At 54.0% G+C, this 20,540-nt stretch carries 18 protein-coding genes; 1 reads left to right on the forward strand and 17 read right to left on the reverse strand.

Going from position 1 to position 20,540, the window contains the following annotated elements; translation table 11 throughout:
- Window positions 1-92 precede the first annotated feature (92 nt).
- The 7 genes from PAECUDRAFT_RS20335 to PAECUDRAFT_RS20365 form a co-directional block, all read right to left on the reverse strand.
- Window positions 93-1,241 carry a glycosyltransferase family 4 protein gene (locus PAECUDRAFT_RS20335; RefSeq protein ID WP_006040028.1) on the reverse strand — a complete coding sequence of 383 codons (1,149 nt, stop codon included), beginning with the start codon at window positions 1,239-1,241 and terminating at the stop codon, window positions 93-95.
- A gap of 99 nt (window positions 1,242-1,340) precedes the next feature.
- Window positions 1,341-2,135, reverse strand: a complete 795-nt coding sequence (locus PAECUDRAFT_RS20340) for a WecB/TagA/CpsF family glycosyltransferase (RefSeq protein ID WP_006040029.1) — start codon at window positions 2,133-2,135, stop codon at window positions 1,341-1,343.
- A 7-nt stretch (window positions 2,136-2,142) separates the two neighbouring features.
- Window positions 2,143-3,291 (reverse strand): polysaccharide pyruvyl transferase CsaB, encoded by a 1,149-nt coding sequence (gene csaB / locus PAECUDRAFT_RS20345; RefSeq protein WP_006040030.1) that lies wholly within the window; start codon window positions 3,289-3,291, stop codon window positions 2,143-2,145.
- The gene (locus tag PAECUDRAFT_RS20350) at window positions 3,255-5,426 is read right to left on the reverse strand and encodes a DUF5693 family protein (RefSeq protein ID WP_006040031.1); all 2,172 of its coding nucleotides are present in this window, start codon (window positions 5,424-5,426) and stop codon (window positions 3,255-3,257) included. Before PAECUDRAFT_RS20350 ends, csaB begins: the two co-directional genes overlap by 37 nt.
- Window positions 5,427-5,439: 13 nt before the next feature.
- Complete coding sequence (locus tag PAECUDRAFT_RS20355; protein ID WP_006040032.1) at window positions 5,440-7,152, reverse strand: phospho-sugar mutase; 1,713 nt, start codon at window positions 7,150-7,152, stop codon at window positions 5,440-5,442.
- 112 nt (window positions 7,153-7,264) lie between these two features.
- A complete protein-coding gene (gene fabZ, locus PAECUDRAFT_RS20360; RefSeq protein WP_006040033.1) occupies window positions 7,265-7,696 on the reverse strand; it encodes a 3-hydroxyacyl-ACP dehydratase FabZ in 432 nt (143 codons plus the stop codon).
- Window positions 7,697-7,875: 179 nt separating this feature from the next.
- Complete coding sequence (locus PAECUDRAFT_RS20365) at window positions 7,876-8,451, reverse strand: CDP-alcohol phosphatidyltransferase family protein (RefSeq protein WP_040713597.1); 576 nt, start codon at window positions 8,449-8,451, stop codon at window positions 7,876-7,878.
- 203 nt (window positions 8,452-8,654) lie between these two features.
- Here PAECUDRAFT_RS20365 and PAECUDRAFT_RS20370 point away from each other — a divergent pair, with 203 nt between their 5' ends.
- Window positions 8,655-10,829 carry an Ig-like domain-containing protein gene (locus tag PAECUDRAFT_RS20370; RefSeq protein ID WP_006040035.1) on the forward strand — a complete coding sequence of 725 codons (2,175 nt, stop codon included), beginning with the start codon at window positions 8,655-8,657 and terminating at the stop codon, window positions 10,827-10,829.
- A gap of 148 nt (window positions 10,830-10,977) precedes the next feature.
- Here the strand turns inward: PAECUDRAFT_RS20370 and PAECUDRAFT_RS20375 are convergent, their stop codons facing one another.
- The 10 genes from PAECUDRAFT_RS20375 to PAECUDRAFT_RS20420 form a co-directional block, all read right to left on the reverse strand.
- A complete protein-coding gene (locus PAECUDRAFT_RS20375) occupies window positions 10,978-11,322 on the reverse strand; it encodes a DNA-directed RNA polymerase subunit beta (RefSeq protein ID WP_006040037.1) in 345 nt (114 codons plus the stop codon).
- A 19-nt stretch (window positions 11,323-11,341) separates the two neighbouring features.
- Window positions 11,342-12,154, reverse strand: a complete 813-nt coding sequence (locus PAECUDRAFT_RS20380) for a flagellar hook-basal body protein (protein WP_006040038.1) — start codon at window positions 12,152-12,154, stop codon at window positions 11,342-11,344.
- A gap of 40 nt (window positions 12,155-12,194) precedes the next feature.
- Window positions 12,195-13,061, reverse strand: coding sequence for a flagellar hook-basal body protein (locus tag PAECUDRAFT_RS20385; RefSeq protein ID WP_006040039.1), 867 nt, complete (start codon window positions 13,059-13,061; stop codon window positions 12,195-12,197).
- A 185-nt stretch (window positions 13,062-13,246) separates the two neighbouring features.
- Complete coding sequence (mreB, locus tag PAECUDRAFT_RS20390; protein WP_006040040.1) at window positions 13,247-14,260, reverse strand: rod shape-determining protein; 1,014 nt, start codon at window positions 14,258-14,260, stop codon at window positions 13,247-13,249.
- 141 nt (window positions 14,261-14,401) lie between these two features.
- Window positions 14,402-14,686 (reverse strand): sporulation transcriptional regulator SpoIIID, encoded by a 285-nt coding sequence (spoIIID, locus tag PAECUDRAFT_RS20395; protein WP_006040041.1) that lies wholly within the window; start codon window positions 14,684-14,686, stop codon window positions 14,402-14,404.
- 194 nt (window positions 14,687-14,880) lie between these two features.
- Complete coding sequence (locus PAECUDRAFT_RS20400; RefSeq protein ID WP_006040042.1) at window positions 14,881-15,603, reverse strand: M23 family metallopeptidase; 723 nt, start codon at window positions 15,601-15,603, stop codon at window positions 14,881-14,883.
- 108 nt (window positions 15,604-15,711) lie between these two features.
- Window positions 15,712-16,959, reverse strand: coding sequence for a stage II sporulation protein D (gene spoIID, locus PAECUDRAFT_RS20405; protein WP_006040043.1), 1,248 nt, complete (start codon window positions 16,957-16,959; stop codon window positions 15,712-15,714).
- Window positions 16,960-17,108: 149 nt separating this feature from the next.
- On the reverse strand, window positions 17,109-18,284 hold the full coding sequence (locus PAECUDRAFT_RS20410; RefSeq protein ID WP_006040044.1) for an ABC transporter permease: 1,176 nt from the start codon (window positions 18,282-18,284) through the stop codon (window positions 17,109-17,111).
- Window positions 18,250-18,993, reverse strand: coding sequence for an ABC transporter ATP-binding protein (locus tag PAECUDRAFT_RS20415; RefSeq protein ID WP_006040045.1), 744 nt, complete (start codon window positions 18,991-18,993; stop codon window positions 18,250-18,252). Before PAECUDRAFT_RS20415 ends, PAECUDRAFT_RS20410 begins: the two co-directional genes overlap by 35 nt.
- On the reverse strand, window positions 18,990-20,540 hold the full coding sequence (locus PAECUDRAFT_RS20420) for an efflux RND transporter periplasmic adaptor subunit (protein ID WP_006040046.1): 1,551 nt from the start codon (window positions 20,538-20,540) through the stop codon (window positions 18,990-18,992). Before PAECUDRAFT_RS20420 ends, PAECUDRAFT_RS20415 begins: the two co-directional genes overlap by 4 nt.

The raw sequence follows: 20,540 nt of genomic DNA on the forward strand, positions 1-20,540 counted from the left end.
ACGACCACACCGCCTAGTAACGCTCTCTGGCCAACATAAAAAACCCTGCGACTCCTAAGAGCCACAGGGTTAAATGAATGGATAATTGCCGTCTATTCGGAACGCGATTCCGCTTGTGTTTTGAGTCGATTGCGAAGCAGCAGATTAAGCACCGGACGCCTGCGTCTGGAGTTGTCCACGATGCCGATGATCTCTGCGCCGATCTGCAAGCAAAGCATCAAGACGAAGATAACGATAAAGGTAATCCAGTTTGCCGCATGCGACTGCGTAAACGTCGACTGCACGATTGCGCATGCACCGAAGAATGCCGCAATGCCCCAAATGATAAGCACCGTACGGCGGTGTCCGAAGCCTAGCTCCTGCAAACAGTGGTGCAAGTGACCCTTGTCCGGAGCGAAGATCGGCTTGCCGCTGCGCCAGCGGCGCACGATCGCAAAGAACGTGTCCGAGAGCGGTACGCCAATAATAAGGAGCGGCGTTACGAACGATACGATTGCAACCTGTTTGAAGCCAAGCATCGATAACGTCGCCAAGCAGAAGCCTAAGAACAAGGCACCAGAGTCGCCCATGAATATTTTAGCCGGATGGAAATTATACACGAGAAACCCGATGATGCCGCCGAGTAGAATCGTGCTGAGCAGGATAACGGGAACGAAGCCCATAATAGCCGCCATGATCAAGATGGTCGCAATTGCGATACCCGATACGCCAGCTGCCAAGCCATCCAGCCCGTCAATCAAGTTAATGGCATTCGTAACCCCTACGATCCACAAGATCGTAATCGGAATACTAATCCACGAAGCAATAGGCTGCATCGCTTCGCCGAACGGAATGTTCAGCAAATCGATTTTGACGCCAAAGCCGAATACGACAACGCATGCTGCAGCAATCTGGCCTACCAGTTTCACCTTGGCCGATAGCTCGAACCGGTCGTCCAGCGCACCCAGTGCTACGATAATGGTTCCCCCGACCAGAATGGCCCGGATCATATCATAGTCATATGCGCGCAGCAGCCCTTCCGGTATGAAAGGACCTACAGCTAACACTGCGCCAACAAAAGCAATATAAATAGCAAGGCCGCCTAACCGCGGCATAATACGCGTATGAACTTTTCGGTAATTCGGTTTATCAATGGCACCCACGGCAAAGGCAAGCTTCTTGACAATCGGAGTCATCACGAGAGCCAGTGTTAAAGCAATTGCGAATGCGATTCCATAGAGAATACCCACAGGCATATCCATATCCATCTCCTCTTTTTTTCTACCGGAGTTGATTATACTCTGATCGAAAAATAAACACCAACCTCGTTTTTGGGCGATTTAGACGATTTTCAGCAATTTTCACGAGATTGGACGAGTTTTCGTCACCTTTTCTTTCTCGCGAATCACTTTCAATACGAATTTCGGCAAAACGAGCATGCGTTTATAACGAGATGGCTCCTGCAGCAGCCGATAAAACCATTCAAGCCGCAATTTTTGAAAGAGCACCGGCGCTCGTTTTAGCTTGCCCGCTATGATATCAAAGCTTCCGCCTACACCCATAATGAACGGTACGTCCAGCTCTGCTTTGTATTGGGCGATCCAAGGCTCCTGCGTCGACGCAGACCGTGCGACAAACAACAGATCCGGTCGAGCCTCGCGAATGGCCGCAACCACCTCTGCGTCCTGCTCCGGGCCAAAATAGCCGTTCCGTACGCCCGCAATCCGTACACGCGGAAATTTGCGCTGCAAATTCGCAGCCGCCGTATCGATCGTCTGCTGATCAGTACCAAGCAGATAAACGCTCCAATTGCGCGTTTCGCCTTCTGCCATAAGGCGATGCAGCAGGTCAAAGCCTGCAACACGCTCTGCAACCGGCTCGCCGACATAGCCTGCTGCCCAAACAACGCCTGCGCCGTCCGGAACAATCATCTCGGCTGTACGCATCATCGCGTGATAAGCTGGATCCTCTTGGGCACTCATGATCATGATCGGATTAGCCGTAATCACATGCGTTACCCGGCGTTGTTCAATCGCCGCCGTCAGGTAGGCGACTGTATCGTTCATGTTCAGCTTGCTGAACGGGAGGCCATAAATGGATACCGTCGGCACTTTCGCAGCGTCAGATGGACGGCTTTTCGTCATACTCGTCATCATAGGGGTCTCACCTTCTTGTCATTTGACGCAGCAGTGCGGCAATTTGTTGCGCAGGTCGCTGCGATTCACGCTTAAGCCTATCAATAGCTTCGGCATGGTTTTGACGCCATGCGTCAGGGCCATCCAACAGCGCCACGGCGTGATCCGCGAACTGCTCTGCCGATAGGGATTCCGTCGTTCCGATCGCTGTAATGGCTAATCGTTTTAAAAACTGGTCGATCTTAGGATCATAGGATAGTCCAAGCATGGGAACACGCTGGTTCGCCGCATAGATAAGCGCGTGCAGGCGCATCCCGAACAGCACATCACATCGACTAACCTCAAGCAGCATCTGCTGAGGGTCATCGCCGGGAGCTGCCAGCTCCATCGCGCTGTTGCCCAGCCCAATAGCTTGCAGCCGCTCCATTACTACATTCGACGCCTCAGCATCATCTGGCGTATGGAAAGGCAGGAAGCGCAGCTTCACCGCGCGACGCTTCGCTAGCACGGCCAAGGCTTCCGCTGCACGCTCCAGGTCAGCGCCATCCTTGCGCCAATAGCGCAAGGATATGCCTACCACCGGAAGCTCTTCTGATGATCGCTTATGGCTACTAGCAGCAGAGCCTTCCGGCAATGGCAGCCCCATTACAGGATCGGGCACGACCTCGATGCGATCGGTCGGAACGCCCATTCGCCCAAGCAAAGCAGCTGACTCCTGATCTCGAACGGATAAATAGCGACTGCGTTTCATAACGCGGCGGATGGGGGCGAAGAGCCACCCCCGATTAACCGGACCAACGCCTTGCGAATAAATAAACGTCGGCTTGCCAAGCATTTGAGCGAAAGCAAGCACGCCCGTATAGTAAGGGATCGTCTTCCATCCCGTAGCATCTTGCAGCAAGCTGCCCCCGCCGCTAATCAAGCCGTCGCAGCGTCGCAGCTCGCGAAGCAAGACAGAAGGGCTCATGCGCGGGACAGCCTCGCAGCCGTACATCGCTGTCGTCCAAGCCGGATCGGCGGATAGGACCACCGGTTGAATTTCGATCCCCTGTGCCTCGCCTTCCGAACGCAGCGCATTCAGAATCGATTTGAGCACAGCTTCGTCCCCGCTATTACGAAATCCATAATAGCCAGAGACGATTACTCGGCGGATGGGACGATTCTCGTGCGAAGCCATCGATGCCAAACCCCTTCCCCAATCTGCCATACCGCGATCAATACACAGCCGATAATCGCGCCAAGGCCAAGGCCCAGCAGATCACGAATAAGCGAAATGTGCATTGGCGTATGAATGTGTGCGAATGTATCGACCATCGACAATTGACCAATCGAACCTACAATGATTAATACCCACGCCGCCCGGTACCGAAGCGCCAGGAACAAGCCAAGCAAAAGAAGCGGATGGGCAAGAAGGAACTCCTTGGACCTCGGACGAACGCCGAACGTCGTCTCCAGCGTATTGCGCATAAGCATCTCAAGCGATGAAGCATGTCCTGCATTGCCTGTCCGCGATAAGTAGTATAACCCGACAATGCCCAATATCCCCACAACAGCTATCCAGAATACGGTGATCTGAATCGACAGCAGTCGGCGCAGGTTGGCCAGCACAGAAGTACCCGTGTACAAGAATACATAAAGCGCAACGAGGCCAATCGGCGCAATATGAAGCAGGCTAACGCCGCGGAATTGCTGCAATACCAAGCTATACTTAATGTTGTTCAGCAAGCCGAATACGAACGGCACGCCAAGCAGCGAAATGAGCGAGGTAACAATGAACAAAACAACTGCATTGCCAAACCGCTGGCTTGCAGTTAGGCCGTTAAAAATCCATTTGATCCGGCCGATTGCAAAAATATCTCCGAGCAGCGATCCCCAGCGCGGCGCGTCTCCAGCGCGTACAGCGCCGCTATAGGCACCTGTGGGGCTCGTATGGTTCCAATCACTGCCGGATACCGCCCGACGATTCCCCTCCGTACGCCTCCGCACGACGTTCATCGCCCAAATCAATGCCAACGACGGCGCGCTGATCGCTGCGCCTAACGCTAGCCCTTGCTCCAACGTCGAAGCGGATAGGACGTACAAGCCTGCGCTGCCGATTAGGCCGAGCACGAAGGCAGGTATTGTCAGCCAGCTTGCGAACGCTCCAATCAGCAATGCGATGATGCTTACGGCACCAAGGCAAACGATCGCTTTAGCCGCCTTAGCCCAGCCTGGCGTATCAAAGCTGAACGCTTCCGCATTTCCAGAAGGGAAGCCGAAATCAGCCAGCTTCTGAATCGTGCCATCAGGTCCGCTTAATGCATCTGCAAGCTTCTCTAGCGGATCTGAAATTCCGCCTTTATCGAAGCTGCGGGAAGGCGCCGCATTCAGATAGAACATGCGAATATTCCGATCTTTGGCTGCTAGCAAGAACCTGTCCGTTAAAGTCTCGGGCGTAATCGTAGCCGCCAGTCCAGTTGGAATGGAATGCAGCCGGACTACGTCATAATCCGTTAAATAGGAGAGCGTATTGAAACCTTGCTGCGGGGACTTGAGTCCTTCAATAGCAGCGAGGCCAATATGGTTATTCTTCAACAGCTCGGCGAAGCCATACAAGCTGTTCATATCCGCATTGTCATTGAAACCCTTGACGGCGTCGCCATCGAACAGGATACGATCAACGTTATATTGCTTGAGCTGAGCAACCAATTCGCCTGCCGCCTCTTGATTATAGGGACGAATACGGTCCGATAAACGAGGCAAAATGCGGAAGCCGGCGGCGTTGATTTTCTCCAGCGCCATCGGATCCGGATTCATGGAAACAAGCGTCGCATTCTCGATCGGCGTGTTCAGCTTCAAGCCCGGACGACCGTCGTAGGACCATGGCTCAACCGTAATATCCTTGCGTTCAAATGCCTTCTCGATGAGCGGGCCCAGCTTCTCCTGCTCTTCTGTTCCGGCAAACAAAACATAGGTTTCGTTGCGTCCCGGCACTGGCGCCTTGCCTTCGAGCAGCGCCAATTGGCCGCGGTTGTAAATATTGATGTGTTTAGCCATTACAAACTCGTCCAACGTCGATTCAAAGACCGCCATCGTCGTAACGCCTGCCGCTTTCATCCGATCCAATTGCTGATCAAGAAAAGCCGCCGGATCATTCTGGTAGGACGCGACGAGGACAATATCCTTATAATCCATCACATATTCGACTTGTTTAGACGTCGACTCCATCTGCCATCGCAACGCACCAAGCGGCAGCGCGGCGATCACGCCGATTAGCGTGAGCGCCCACAACACGACTTTGAGCTTGCGATTCCATTGCTGCCATTGAAGCACGGATGTTCTCTCCTTATGCGGGTTGATCGACGCGGTCCATGACTGCGGTCGTCAAGCGTTCTAGTGCTGCTGAGGCATCATCCGGAGACTGTCCGCGCACAGCGAAGTATACTTTGATTTTTGGCTCCGTACCGGACGGGCGCAAGCAGAACCAGGAGCCGTCGGCGAGCATAAATTTCAATACATTTTCTTTAGGAAGCCCGTCAAGGCCCGTATTGTAGTCCAGCAAACGGTCAACCTTCACGCCTGCCACCTCGGCCGGCGGATTGTCCCGCCATTGCTCCATAGTCGCCGCAATTTGCTGGACGCCGTCCAGCCCTTTGAGCGTGCGGGATTGCAGTCCTTCGAGATAAGTGCCATATTGCGCATATAGCTCAAGGAGGACGTCGTACAAGGTTTTTCCTTGATTTTTATAGTATGCCGCAGCTTCGCAAATCAATAAGGAAGCTACGACGGCATCTTTGTCGCGCGCGTAAGTGCCCGTCAAATATCCATAGCTCTCCTCGTACCCGAACAAGAAGGTATGCTCGCCCGTCGCTTCATACTGCGTCATTTTTTCGCCGATATACTTGAAGCCCGTCAACGTGTTCGTCACAGACGCGCCGAACGATTGGGCAATATCCGCCCCCATCTCGCTCGTAACGATCGTCTTAACGACGATGCCGTTGGCTGGCAGCTTCCCTTGCTCCTTCAATTGGCTGAGCGTGTAATATACCATAATGGCGCCAGACTGGTTGCCCGACAGCACGACGTATTCGCCTTCGTTGTTTTTAACGACAGCGCCCATGCGGTCAGCATCCGGGTCAGTACCGATAATAATATCGGCGTCGACTTGCTTCGCCAGCGCAATCGCCTTCGTGAACGCTTCGCGTTCTTCCGGGTTTGGCGATTTCACTGTGCTGAAATAACCGTCCGGCTGCTCTTGCTCAGGAACGATATGTACGTTGCTGAAGCCTGCTTTAGCTAATACGCTGCGAACCGGCACGTTGCCCGAGCCATGCAGCGGGGTGAAGACGACCGAAACTCGCTCGCCAAGCCCGTTTTGAAGCAGCTCCCGATTTAAGCTGCAAGCTGCAACCGTCTCCGCAAACTGCTCATCCTCGGCTTGTCCAAGCCAGAGCAGCAGCCCATTCGACTCCGCCTCTTCACGCGAAATCGTACGCACTTGCTCAAAGCTTGTTACCGCTTGAATGCGTGCGATCGCTTGCTCTGCTTCATGCGGCACAAGCTGGCAGCCGTCTTTGTTGTATGCTTTGTAGCCATTGTACTCTGGGGGATTGTGGCTTGCTGTAATAACGATGCCTGCCGTTGCCTTCAGCGCGCGTACGGAGAACGAGAGCTGTGGCGTTGGACGTAGCGACGGGAACAAATAAGCCGTGATGCCGTTCGCCGCCAGCACGAGCGCCGCGTCGAGCGCGAATTCAGGCGAGTTGTTGCGCGAGTCATGCGCTATAACGACGGAAGGGGCTTCCGCTCCTTGCGAGAGCACCCAATCGGCCAAGCCTTGCGTCGCTTTACCAACTGTGTAAGCGTTAAGACGATTCGTGCCCGCGCCCATGACGCCGCGAAGACCGCCTGTGCCGAACTCCAGATCGCGATAAAATCGGTCGACGATTTCTTTCTCGTTCCCGGCGATGCCGCGAAGCTCCTCTTTCGTCGTCTCGTCGATTGCCGTATCATTCAGCCACGCTTCATATTTTGCAATTGCCGCTTCATTAATAGACATATCATCAATCCTCTCTCCCCAAAATCTCGCCGCAAGGCTTCTCTACTCATCTTGCTTCTGTATGGTTAGTCTCTCTAGTTCAAGGTTGATTGCGCAATCATGCTGCTATTAATTAAGATGGATCAGACAATGCAAACATAATGCCGCCTTCGGCCACTACTTTATCATTCACCTTCGCCGTAGCATGGCCTTTGCCGATCTTGCCCTTCAGGCGAGTGATCTCGACTTCAAGGCGAAGCGTATCGCCTGGCGTCACTTGCCCGCGGAATCGGAACTCATCAATGCCCGCAAAAAAAGCCAGCTTCCCGCGGTTTTCCTCGATTTTCAGGATCGCGACCGCGCCAACCTGCGCCAATGCCTCAACGATCAATACGCCCGGCATAACCGGGAATCCAGGGAAGTGACCCGCAAAAAACGGCTCATTCATCGTTACGTTCTTGATGCCTACTGCGCGAACGCCTTCCTCCACCTCGATAATTCGGTCAATTAGCAGAAAAGGGTGGCGGTGCGGAATGATTTGTTGAATTTCATTAATGTCCAGCATATAATCCCTCCTACGGATAGTAAAAATAAAGACCGGCGCGGAGCATAATCCGTCCGATCGGTGACAACCTAATTCTATCCTTCGCGAAAACTGCAGTTCGCGCAGGTTAAGATAAGGGAGCTCGCTTGTCCATCGGCATAATTGTCCGGGATTGGCGGGCTTCTTTGTGTGTATGCTTCCTATAGTTCGTGATGCTGACCGGTTTTTCCTGTTAACTGGCTGCGACTGCGGCTGATAGGCTGCACTTGATCCCGATTAATCGCGAAAATCTGGATCATATACATAATGGATGTAACGAAGGAGAACACAACAACTCCCCACAAATACATTTGGGCAAACGAAGCCTCAATGAAGATGAAGAAGATCGCAGCGTAATAGAGCACAGTCGTTAATTTCCCCATCCAGTTGGCCGGCACGGTCTTTCTGCCGCTAAAATGAAACACAGCGGACCCTGCAATCATGCCGATGTCTCGAATGAACATCAGTATGGCTGCTGCAATCGGGATATGCCCAGTTGCCAACAACGACAAGATAACCGTAAGAAGCATCAGCTTGTCCGCTAATGGATCGAGCATGGCGCCAACAACTGTGATCTGGCCTCGCTTGCGCGCGATATAGCCATCCAATACGTCGGTTATACCGGCGGCAACGATAACGGCGAACGCTGGAAGCATCCGTTCTCCGCCTGCGAAAACGACGATATACACAGGTATTAACAAAAATCGCGATATCGTAAGCAGATTCGGAAGATTCAAACGTTCACGCCCTTTTCCCGCTACTAATTGGATGCCGCTTCAAAGTTACCCAACTCATTATACCTCTACCTATTAAAAAATAAAACCTTTCGCGCACCCCCGCAGCTTCTGCTCTTCCTCTTCATTCTCCCCCCCTCGATGCCGTTATTAATGAAGAGGTAATTTTTCCAATCCTAACTGAGAGCGAGGCTGATTTCTTCCCTATGCGTCACAACCCGATTCATTCGATGCGCGGTCGATTGACCGTGCTGCTTGCTGCCGTCCTAATTTTCGTATGCATTCAACCTGCCGTATATGCAGCCGATGACATCGTCAACGGCTTGGAGCTAGACGCTGCGTCCTCCACTCTATCGTTATTCGTAGGAGATTCGACCGAGCTGTCGGCGTTAGCCTCCTATCAAGGTTATGTCAATAAACGCGAAGTCACAGCGAGCGCAACATGGAAAACAACCGATTCCTCCGTTGCTACCGTCAGCCAAGGCAGCGTCCGTATCGTAGGCGCTGGCTCCGCTCGCGTATCCGCTACCTATGCCGGATTCTCGGCAACGGTCCAAATTAATGCTACGTATGCTTATGACAGCATCTCCTTAAGCAAATCCGATACCGGCGCTGCAGTTGGCGATACGCTCGATGCCACATTGGGCAGTACGCTCAAGCTGCTCGCAAGCGGCATGAAGAACAGCGCATCCAACGATCTGACTTCTTCCGCAACATGGTCGTCTTCCAATACCGCAGTCGCTACGGTTGAGAAAGGCGCCATCACGCTCGTTGGCGCGGGCAAAACCACAATCACAGCTGCTTATAAAGGAAAATCAAGCACCGTAACGCTGCAAGTGAAATCTCCATACCAATCGCTTACCATTAGCCCGAACGACTTGATTGAGCTGAAGGTTGAGGGCAGCTCAGCTAAACTCACAGCTTCGGTGAAGACCGCTGCTGGCAGTACGGAAAATGTAACAACGTCCACCGACACGGTATGGACATCCAGCAATGAAACCGTCGCTACTGTTACTGACGATGGCGAAGTGGAACCCGTCGCAGCTGGCACAGCGGTCATTACCGCTTCCCGCTATGGCGTATCCGATACGGTTACAGTCGTCGTGCGCCCCGAGTTCCAAGCGATGAAAATTACGCCAGACGCGAACCTGGATATGCTCGTGCAAGATTCGCCTGCTAGCCTTACCGTTTCGGTACTTGACGCTGCGGGAGCAACGAAAGACATAACCAAGGATGCCGTATGGACATCCACCAATGTCATGGTTGCAACCGTTAGCGAAGGCGTAGTAACGCCGATGAGCGCAGGCACGGCAACCATTCGCGCATCTTACAAGGGCTTAAGCAAAGAAGTGCAAGTAACCGTTTATCCGCCAGTCGTATCGATCGCAGTAAGCACAACAGAATTAGACGCTATCATCGGCGACAACAAATCGCTTCCAACCGTAACCGGAACAGCATTTGGCGGCGAGAAAACGAATGTGACTTCGCTCGTCCATTGGACATCCAGCGACGAAGAAGTGCTTACGGTTAAAGATGGCAAATGGGAGGCGAAGAAAGCCGGCACCGCTGTCCTGACAGCTACGGCACGGTCCCTGAAGGCTACCGTTACCGTCACCGTTTATCCGAAGCCATTGCTGCTGTCTACCGATTCCGAGGATCTGAGCTTAATTATTGGCAAAGAAACCGATCTTCCTAAAATCAAGGTAACGAATGTGGACGGAACGGAAGAAGACGTAACAAGCAAGGTCAAATGGAAATCCACTTCGGATAACCTGCTGCTGCAATCGACCAAAATGAAAGGGCTCGTCGCATCCCGCGTTAACCTGACGGCGACCTACTTGAATAAATCCGTTACGATCCGCATTACCATTGAAGAGGAAATCGTCAAGCTCGCGGTCGATCCGGCTGCCCTTACCCTGAACATCGGAAAAACAAAAGCGGTTAAAGTAACGGGCACTTACAAGAGCGGAAAAACGATTCAGCTGGCTACCAAAATGAAGTGGACGGTTGGCTCCGAAAGCGTAGCTAGAATGACCACATCCACGATTAAAGCACTAGCCGTGGGCGCAACAACGATTACGGGCGAGTATCAAGGAAAAACGGTAACGATCGCCCTGACCGTCGTTCCGAAGCTCAAAACGTTCGTCGGTTCTGACAAGTCCGTTAATATGGCAGTAGGCGCTGCCTATACGTTGAAGGTCAAAGCCTTCTACGATAACGGCAGCTGGATTGATGCAACGACGTTATCGGATTGGACAAGCTCCAAGCCATCTGTTGCAACTGTTGTGAATGGCGTTGTAACCGCGACTGGCAAAGGAACGGCTTCCATCAAGGCCACCTTCCAGGGCAAAATCGTATCGGTTCACATTACGGTGAAATAGCCGAACGAGCGCCTTCATCCATAGAGCATAGCGTGCATCTCATATGCGCGCTGTGCTCTTTTTTCATCCCCTGTTCCCGCCCGCCAAGCTCTGCTCAAACGAAAAAAGCCGCCGGCATCGCTGCCAACGGCTTTCTCCTGTACGTCCATTACGAATTCGAAAAGATCAGATCGTATAGATGCTTCCAAGTCTCGACCTGGAACACTTCGCCGCCTGGCTGCTTGCCCAGTACGCTGTAACCAACGTACAGACCGGCAATGATGGACCAGAACAACAGAATGGGCACCACTGTCCAGCGAAGGAGCGTCACCCACGCCTTACGCTTAGGCTTAGACTTCGACTTGCGTTTCTTGCCCGAAGCAGCAGGCGCGCTGCCGCGTCCAGAACGTTTCAACTCAGCAGATTGCTCGCTCGCTTCCTCCGAACGGACGGAATTCCGCAGTTGGCTAACTTCGCTATCGCGAACGATCGTTTGCTGTAAATCCTTACTCATATCTATCAATCAACTCCGTTTATGCGCGCAAGTTGTTGGCAAACCCCATCATCGAATCGCTCGAGGTCAAAGCCCGGGCGCTCAACTGATACGCACGCTGCACGTTAATGAGATCCGTCATCTCGCTTGTCATGTCTACATTGGACTGCTCCACATAGCCCTGACGCAGCGAAACCTTGCTATCCGCTCCGGCTGATACGGTTCTCAACACATCTTCTACATTAACACCTTCTGCCACCGCATACAAGTTATCGGCTACCGTTGTCAGCAAAGAAGGACGCGTTGCCTGAAGCAGCTTAAGCTTGCCGACCGGGCTTGCAGAACCGTCTCCCGCCACTGCTTGTACCGTTCCATCCGCATCGACACGAATCGTATGATTAGCCGGCACTACAATCGGCTGATCATTCTCACCCATGAGAAGATTGCCGTCACTCGTCGCCAGCACAGAGCTACCGTTCGCGAGAGGCGAGAGCTGGAACGAACCGTTGCGCGTGTACGCGGTGCCGTCCGGCGTCCGCACTTCATACAAAGCGTTGCCCTCAATCGCGATGTCCAGCGTGTTGCCTGTCTGCTGCAGCGGACCTTGCGAGAGATCCGGTTCGATCGTCGCCAGACGAACGCCCCAGCCCTGTGTGTAGTTCATCGGAGACATGCGGCCCGGCTCCTTGAATGCGCTTGGCTGCTGCTTGGCATTCGTCAGCAGATCCTCAAAGGACGCATCCTTGCGCTTATAGCCGACCGTATTCAAATTCGCGATATTGTCCGCCAAAATGTCGAGCTTCTGCTGCAGCCCGTTCATCGATACCATTGCATTAATCATTGAACCGTTCATCGTTGAACCTCCTACGCCTGTAGCCGATGACTAGCAAACGCTAGACTCGCCCGATTTCGTTAACCGCCTTATCCAAGCTCTTGTCATAAAATTGAACGACCTTCTGGTTCGCTTCATAAGCTCGGAGCGCAGCCATCAAATCGACCATCGACTGGGCAGAATCAACGTTGGAGCGTTCATAATACCCTTGCTTGACGACAACGCCATCCTCAGCCGCAACAGCTTCTGCCAGATTCGCATCGCCTACGAGACGGAACTTGCCGTCGCCTTCGCGCACAAGCGCATTCGGATCAGCGATCTTCGTCAACTGGAGCGATTGCCCCGTATCTGCGCCGGTCACCGTATTAATGAATCGGAAATCATCCGTAAGCTGCAGATCGTCCATACTGGTGCCTGCTTGGAACTGTACAGGCTGTCCGTTCTTGCCGAGCACGCGCGAGCCGTCCGCCATGATCAAATAGCCGTTCTGATCCAAGTCAAACCGTCCGTTGCGCGTGTAGCGCGGCTGGCCATCCTGGCCTTCTACGGTAAAGTACGCTTGTGGCTGGAACGTCACTTCGCCCGTATCCGAAACATATTTGCCAGACTCGTCGAATGTAATGCCCGGCACCTGAATGTTAGCCGACAGGCCAAAATCGCCGGAACGCTTTGTTTCCGTCAAGTCCCCTTGCAGCTGCAAGGACAGGCTCTCCTCAGCAAACACGCCCGTAGCAAGCTTGCCGATCCTCTTGTCGGAGTTGTCGTTCGTTCCCGTAAGCGCCAACAGCATTTCAGGGAACGACCTTGTAACCTCGTTCGTTTGCTTATAGCCCGGCGTATTAATGTTCGATATGTTATTCGTCACCGTGTCGTGACGGCGCTGCTGCGTCGTTAATCCGGCCGCAGCCGTGTACAGCCCTCTTAGCATACAAAAAATCCTCCCGGCTTGTCCGGTTCACACCGGCGAATGTGTGCGCGATATCTGTCTCTATACCTACTAACTCTTTATATCGGCAAATCGGGCCATACCTTTAATATGTCTAAGGCATGGCCCAATCCCAAGGAATAGCCGGCTTCGGCGCGCTCCCCCGAGCGCCCTACCTGCCGGAGCTATTATTTTTTGTAGCCTTTGTTCTTCGAATTAGCGACTTTGTCGAGGTTATCCAGCATAATGCCAGTACCTTTGACGACACAGTGCATCGGATCTTCAGCCACAAGAACCGGCACCATCAGCTCTTCCGAGAGCAGCGTGTCGAGCCCGTCCAACAATGCACCGCCGCCGGTCAGAATGACGCCGCGGTCGATAATGTCTGCCGACAGTTCAGGCGGCGTACGCTCCAATACCGACTTTGCAGCGGAAACGATCGACATGACCGAGTCCCATAGCGCTTCGCGCACTTCCGCCGAACGAATCGTCACCGTGAGCGGCAGGCCCGTTACCATATCGCGTCCGCGGATGTCGATCTCGTCATCGCGACCTTCCGTGTTCACGGTACCGATCTTGATCTTGATATCCTCGCTCGTCCGTTCGCCGATCAGGAGCTTGTACTTATTTTTGATATACTTCATAATCGCGTCGTCGAACTTGTCCCCCGCGACTTTAATCGACGAGGACGTAACGATGTCGCCCATGGAAAGGACGGCCACGTCAGTCGTGCCCCCGCCGATATCAACGACCATATTTCCGCTTGGCTGATAAATGTCCATTCCCGCACCGATCGCTGCTGCTTTCGGCTCCTCTTCCAGGAACACCTCACGAGCTCCGCTGCGTTCCGCCGCCTCGCGAATAGCCTTCTGCTCAACGGAAGTAATGTTCGTAGGCGCGCAGATCAAAATACGCGGCCGCCCGTACCAATTGCGGCCCCCCACTCGATCGATGAACGCTTTCAACATCACTTCCGTGATTTCGAAGTCCGCGATGACGCCGTCCCGCAGCGGACGAATCGCTACGATATTGCCTGGCGTACGACCCACCATCCGATGTGCCGATTCTCCTACGGCAAGCACCTTCTTGGTGTCACTTTCAATAGCTACAACCGAAGGCTCGTCAAGAACGACGCCCTTCCCTTTTACATGAATTAATACATTGGCTGTGCCTAGGTCGATTCCGATATCCTTGCTGAACATAAGGCTTGAGTCCTCCAACGAATAAAAATAAGGTGCAACGATCGCGATAGATCTCCACGTACACGGACGCAGAATCTTCTTACGATCAGTATTCGCTGAATTTCTCGAAATCCCTCTATTTTTGTAGAAAAATTTATGCAATCAGCTCTTAGCGGCGGCGAACACTTCCCGCTTCTTGCTGCTCTTCTTATACTTGATTTTGGTCGCTTCTCCTCCCCTCAGGTGCCGGATCGATTTGTGGTATTCCAGAATGTGTTTCACCTGATCCGCCAGGTCGGGATTGATCTCAGGCAATCGCTCGGTCAAATCCTTGTGAACCGTGCTTTTGGAAACCCCGAACTCTTTGGCGATTGTCCGAACCGTGTGCTTCGTTTCCACGATGCAGCGGCCTATTTTAATGGTTCGCTCTTTGATGTAATCGTGCACGTTCCCGCCTCCCTACTCGAGATAGTTTGGTACATTATATGAGGGGTGCGGGTATATATGCTCTAAGGCCAAGCGTGACAAGCCATAACGGCTAATAATTTTCATTTTTCTGTTAGTTCGATGGGTATAAAGCCTTATTGGGGCATCAAAAAAACACCCGCTCTCCTCGTGGAGTAGCGGGTGCCGGGGTACGCTTACTTTTGGACCAGTTCGTTCGGGTTAACGACTTTGCCGTCCTGACGCGCTTCGAAGTGAAGGTGAATGCCTTCTTCCTTCTCCAGATCATTGCGGCCCGCTTTGGCGAATGCCGTGCCTTGCTTCACTTCGTCGCCTTCTTTGACCGTCACGTCGCTCAAGCTTTGGTAGATCGTCACAAGGCCGTTGCCATGCGAAATTTCTACCGTTGCTCCATTGATCGGATGCTGCTCGACATGCGTCACTTTGCCGCTAAGGGCCGCCAGCACATCAAACGTCGTGTTGTCCGGCTTCTGCAGATCCAAGCCTACATGCGGAGTGAACTTGTTGTCCTGCTGAACGAACGCTGCTTGCTTCTCCTCATTCGTGCCTGCGGCATCATAATAAGGGAGCGATACTTCCAGGTCATTGAAGTTGGCTACCGGCCATTGCATCTCTTCGCCAGTTGCCGTAACCGCGATCGTGTCGTCTGCCGGCTTCGTCGTCACATCTTCACCTTGACTGACTTCCGTATCGGTAGGTGTCGTCGTTGTCTGATCCGGCTGATCTCCCCGATAGAGCCACATTAAGGTTACGATAATTGCCGCCGCTGCCATGAAAGCCGCTGGTGTCACCCATTTGCTCGTTAACACCTTCCGCCAGCCCTTCGATTTGGCTGCTGCCGCGCCTCCCGGAATCGATTTGGGAGTTTCTTTTGGCTTGTTGTTGTTTTGTTCATTCATTTGCTCATCACCTCATCAGCCATTGTTGCCAGTTAATCTTGGTTTATACGTGAGGTGAAAGTATTTTCATAAAGTTTTAGATTCGACAAATTTCAAGCCCCGCGCGGGTTATGAGTCCGATGAAGCGGCTAGTAGCTTATAAGCTTGCTCCAGCTTTACGCCCGTATAGTAGTGAAGCAAGATTTGCTCCGCGCTCGCGCCTTCCTTCGCCATCCCATCCGCTCCCCATTGACTCATGCCGATGCCATGTCCCATTCCAAGCGTTGTAATCGTCACCTCCCCGTCCTGGATCGTCCAGCTAAACTCTGAAGAAGCAAGGCCGAGCTTTTCCCTCACCTCTCTGCCGGTGAAGGTTTCTCCTCCGACCACAACGGACTTCACTCGCCTGCCGTCCGTCAGCTCCAGTACGCGCGGAGCTTTCCCGTCATCCTTCACGCCCAGCTTTCGATACAGCTCCTTCTCTCCCATCTGCACCGTCTGCTTATAGCGAGGGGAAATGGCCGAATCCCAAGGACTCGCTACGCTGCGCAAATAAGGGACCGACAGCTGCCAGTAATCCTCCGCATTCTCGGTATAGCCATTGCTTGTGGAGAAAAATGCCGCCTCTATCGGTTGTCCTCCATACGTGAGCACGAGGCCTTGCGTCTCCTCCACCGCCCGCGTCAGCTTCCCAAGCGTCGCTTCCCGCTCCTCGCCAGCCGGCCAACGGTCAACCAGCTCCTTCAACGGCACATAGACTTGATGGTCGATCGTATCCGTAACATCTGCTTGCCCACCGGGCACGCCGCTTCTATCCTTCTCGGCCAGTCGCCTCACAATGTAGGTGCGCGCTGCAACCGCTTGTGCTTTGAGCGCTTCGAGCTCGAAGTCGACAGGCATTTCGCCTGCCAATACGCCGCGTACGTACAGCTCAAGCGGCACCGTCTCCACTCTGCCTTCTTTGGTCAAATAGACATGCACGCGCAGCTTCTCCAGACCCGTATGGGGCTTGTCCGTTGGGCCTGTGCTCTTTGAAGCCGATGGCTGGTTCAATCCCCCTGTTGATGAGCTTGGCTTGCTTGTCTTATCTCGCTTGTTGGATAGCTCGGACACGGCTTTGCCGCTTGTTGCTGTCGTTCGAGGCGCCGGTTGCAAGCCAAGAGCAGCCCCTTCATCCGCCTCTATGTCGAGCTTGCTGCGCGATCCAGCCGAATGGCCGATCCCTGCAAGCAGCAGCGCTACCCCCAGCACGATCCCCCCTGCAAACGACACCCACCATAGCCTGCCGCCTATCGCATGAGCTGCGCGATGCGGACCTTTTACCGCCCTGCGACGGCGCCATCCTTTGAATCCGAGCTTATTCATTGATCCGATCATATTCTGCTCCCTTCATTCCCCAGAGTAAAGTAGCCTCATGGAAAAACAAAAGCCCGCGCATGGGCGCGGACTTAAGTCTTTCGTCCCTATAGCTCTACTATATGAACGAGAATGATAGGTTAGAAGGCAATGGGCCAAATAATCGCTTGTTAATCGTGCCGAAGCGCATCCACGGGACGCAATCTAGCGGCTTTGTTCGCTGGGAATATACCAAAAATAACGCCCACGCCCGCGGAAAATGCGAACGCCCAGCCGACCATCGATAACGAAACCGCTGTTTCCGTGCTCATCACAACGCCAATCACATGCGATGCAATATAGCCGATGGCGATGCCGAATGCGCCGCCTAAGCCACTAATGGCCACTGCTTCGATAAGGAATTGCAAGAGAATGTCCCGCCGCTTCGCGCCCAGCGATTTGCGAATGCCAATTTCGCGCGTCCGCTCCGTTACCGAGACGAGCATAATGTTCATAATGCCGATGCCGCCTACCACGAGGGAAATCGCCGCAATGCCGGCCATCATCGACGTCATCGTCTGCGTAACCGAGCCTACCGTCTCCATCGCTTCCTGCTGATTAATGACCCGGTAAGCATTCGTCGTATTCGGGAATTTCTCCGCGAGCTTCCGCTCCAGCTGTGCTTGCACAAGCTCGGATTGATCCGTGTCGCTCACCTTCAGGTAGATCGACTTTACGCCTTTGGACTGGAACATTCGCTCGCCCGTCGCCAGCGGGATCAGAATTTTATCGTCGGCAGATCCGTTGATCGAATCCCCCTTCGTCTCCAGCTGACCCACCACCTTATAGCGGCTGCCGTTAAGCAGAATCGTTTCCCCGACAGGGTCCTCCGTCCCGAACAGGTCCGTTGCGACATTAGCGCCAATAAGCGCGACCTTGCTGTAATTCACGTTGTCCAAATCAACGATAAAGCGCCCTTTGGTAAAGCCAACGTCCCGAACCGTTTCGTATTCCGGCGTAACGCCCTCCACTGTATACGACTCGCTCGTCGTTCCGAATTTGGCGGTAACGCTCCCGTTTACGATTGGCGAGACGCCCTCCACATTCGCAATGTCCGCGAATGCCATCGCTTCATCCTTCGTCAGCGAGGTTGTGAGTCCTCTTCCCGTAATGGTCACCTGCAGCATATTGGCCGCTCCAAGGCTTTCCACTTGCGCTTGCACCTGTCTGGAGGAGCCCTCGCTCATCGCCACCAATGCAATAACCGTCGCAACGCCGATCAGCATGCCAAGCATCGATAGCGCAGTTCGGAGCTTATTGGACCAAATGCTCTTAAACGCCATTCGGAATGCTTGCGATAGCTTCACGCCGGTTCCTCCTTCCGCTCATATCCTCCGTAAGCACGCCATCCTTCATTCGAACGACCCGCTCAGCACGCTTCGCTACATCCATATCATGCGTGATGAGCACGATCGTATGGCCTTGGCGATGCAAATCCTCCATCAAGGCGAGCACTTCCTGCCCGGTTCGCGTATCGAGCGCGCCCGTAGGCTCATCCGCCAGCAAAATCGGCGGTTCGCCGGCTAGCGCCCTCGCAATGGCGACCCGCTGCTGCTGGCCGCCGGACAGCTCGCTCGGCTTATGGTGCATCCGATCCTCCAGCCCAACCTTGCGCAGCGCTTCGCTCGCCTTCGCTTTCCGCTCCCGCGTCGTCATTCCCCGGTAAATGAGCGGCAGCTCTACGTTCTCGATCGCCGTCAACCGCGGGAGAAGCTGAAAGCCTTGAAAAATAAACCCGATCTTATGGTTGCGAATCGCCGCGAGCTTGTTATCGCTTAGTCCCTTTACCTCTGTACCATCCAGCCGATAACTGCCGGAGGTCGGAATATCCAAGCAGCCGATAATGTTCATCATCGTCGACTTGCCTGAGCCCGAGGGGCCGACAATAGCGATAAAATCGCCGCGCTCGACCGTCAAGCTTACTTCCTGCAGCACCGTCACGATTTCTTGGCCCATCCGATACGTCTTGACCAGCTTCTCGATCTCGATCAGCGAGCTATTCGAGGGCCGGCTCATCGGCTGCCGCCTCCGCCGCCTGCGCTGAAGCGAGCACCGCCGCCTCCACCGCCTCCAGTGAACCCGCCGCCGCCGAATTGAGCGCCGCCGAAGCCGCCGAACTGGCCGAAGTTCATTTGCTGCTGCTGCGAGCTCGAAGCTGTCGCCGTGCTAACCGTCGGCATCGGCAGATAAACCGTTTCACCCTCGGTAAGCCCCGATTTGATTTCTACGTAGGTTTCATTGCTCAGACCGATTGTAACCTCAACCATTCTGCCTGCTTGCTGCGCGGCATTCCCTGCACCGGCGCCGCCAGCTCCGCGTTGACCTCCAAATTGCCCAGCCTGGCGTTGTCCGCCATAACCGCCGTAAGCGCCTGCTTGGCCTGTGCGTCCGCCTTGGCCGCCAAACCCTTGCTGCCCTCCGGCTTGGCCGTTTGGCGTGCCAGTGCCCGCTCCAGCGCCAGTGCCGCCATTGCCATTGGCGTTGCCCGATGGGGCGCCGCCATTCGCGCCCCCTCCTGCTCCAGCTTCGCCAGCAGCTCCCCTGGCAGCTTGCCCGGTTTCGGTTGCGCCAGTGCCAGGCTGCTGCGCCTGTCCCTGTGTCTGCGTACGCGCACCCGTACCAGTAGTAGTAGTGCCAGTACCCGCTGTGGATGACTCCGGTACACGAACGATGCTCCGGCCGCCGACTGTACGAACAGCAGCAATCGGCACGAGCAGCGTGTTGTCGCTAGATGCCGTGATGACCGAGGCTTCGCCAGACATGCCGGCAATGACGCCCGTCAGCTTATCCAGCGAGACGGTTACCGCGTATGATGCTGAGCCATTGGAGGAGGAGCCCTCTTGCGCAATGGAAAGCACCTTGCCCGTCAACGCTTCGGTCGGCAGCGCATTTAGCACGATGTCTGCTGCTTGGCCTACTTTTATTTTGGGAATATCCAGCTCATCGACGTTCATCGTAAATTGGAGTTTCGAATAATCGACGATCTCCGCAATTACTTTGGATTCGTTCAGCTGATCGCCAACCGCAACGCTCGCAGTCGTCACCGTGCCGTCCGAAGGTGCGACTACGCTCGGTATTGCGGCCTCCTGCTCCTTAAGATCAGCCAGTTCCAGATTGGCCGATTCGATGTCCAATCGAAGGCTATCGATTTGGAGCTTGATGTCCGCCTGGCGATCTTCATCGCCGTAAGCCTCAATATATTGCTTCTTTAAGCTGGCCAATTGAAGATCCTGCTTCTTCAAATTAAGCTCAGCTTTTGCGATTTGGTTCGTATAGTCCTCTTGCTCGAATGCGATCAGGAGCTGACCTTTCTTTACCTTATCGCCGGCTTTGAAATTCACTTTGCTGACCTTGCCCTGTGCGCCTGCGCTCACAGATACCGTCTCAACCGTGTTGACCGAGCCAGACCCGGATATTTTAACCGAAATATTCCCCTTCGTTACTCGCGCTGTCGGCTGCACGGTGGCTGCCGCTTCGGTCTGTCCATCCCGTGTGTACCAATACAGCGTGCCGGATGCCGCGATCAACACGACCGCCGTACCGACCAGTATCCACTTCTTCAT

This window comes from Paenibacillus curdlanolyticus YK9, assembly GCF_000179615.1.
In the GTDB taxonomy this organism is placed as follows: Bacteria; Bacillota; Bacilli; order Paenibacillales; family Paenibacillaceae; genus Paenibacillus_T; species Paenibacillus_T curdlanolyticus.

Coding starts and splice junctions, on each gene's coding strand:
- PAECUDRAFT_RS20335 (WP_006040028.1), bottom strand. CDS start 1,241: ATGGATATGCCTGTGGGTATTCTCTATGGAATCGCATTCGCAATTGCT.
- PAECUDRAFT_RS20340 (WP_006040029.1), bottom strand. CDS start 2,135: ATGATGACGAGTATGACGAAAAGCCGTCCATCTGACGCTGCGAAAGTG.
- csaB (WP_006040030.1), bottom strand. CDS start 3,291: ATGGCTTCGCACGAGAATCGTCCCATCCGCCGAGTAATCGTCTCTGGC.
- PAECUDRAFT_RS20355 (WP_006040032.1), bottom strand. CDS start 7,152: ATGTCTATTAATGAAGCGGCAATTGCAAAATATGAAGCGTGGCTGAAT.
- fabZ (WP_006040033.1), bottom strand. CDS start 7,696: ATGCTGGACATTAATGAAATTCAACAAATCATTCCGCACCGCCACCCT.
- PAECUDRAFT_RS20370 (WP_006040035.1), top strand. CDS start 8,655: ATGCGTCACAACCCGATTCATTCGATGCGCGGTCGATTGACCGTGCTG.
- PAECUDRAFT_RS20375 (WP_006040037.1), bottom strand. CDS start 11,322: ATGAGTAAGGATTTACAGCAAACGATCGTTCGCGATAGCGAAGTTAGC.
- PAECUDRAFT_RS20380 (WP_006040038.1), bottom strand. CDS start 12,154: ATGAACGGTTCAATGATTAATGCAATGGTATCGATGAACGGGCTGCAG.
- PAECUDRAFT_RS20385 (WP_006040039.1), bottom strand. CDS start 13,061: ATGCTAAGAGGGCTGTACACGGCTGCGGCCGGATTAACGACGCAGCAG.
- mreB (WP_006040040.1), bottom strand. CDS start 14,260: ATGTTCAGCAAGGATATCGGAATCGACCTAGGCACAGCCAATGTATTA.
- PAECUDRAFT_RS20400 (WP_006040042.1), bottom strand. CDS start 15,603: ATGAATGAACAAAACAACAACAAGCCAAAAGAAACTCCCAAATCGATT.
- spoIID (WP_006040043.1), bottom strand. CDS start 16,959: ATGATCGGATCAATGAATAAGCTCGGATTCAAAGGATGGCGCCGTCGC.
- PAECUDRAFT_RS20415 (WP_006040045.1), bottom strand. CDS start 18,993: ATGAGCCGGCCCTCGAATAGCTCGCTGATCGAGATCGAGAAGCTGGTC.
- PAECUDRAFT_RS20420 (WP_006040046.1), bottom strand. CDS start 20,540: ATGAAGAAGTGGATACTGGTCGGTACGGCGGTCGTGTTGATCGCGGCA.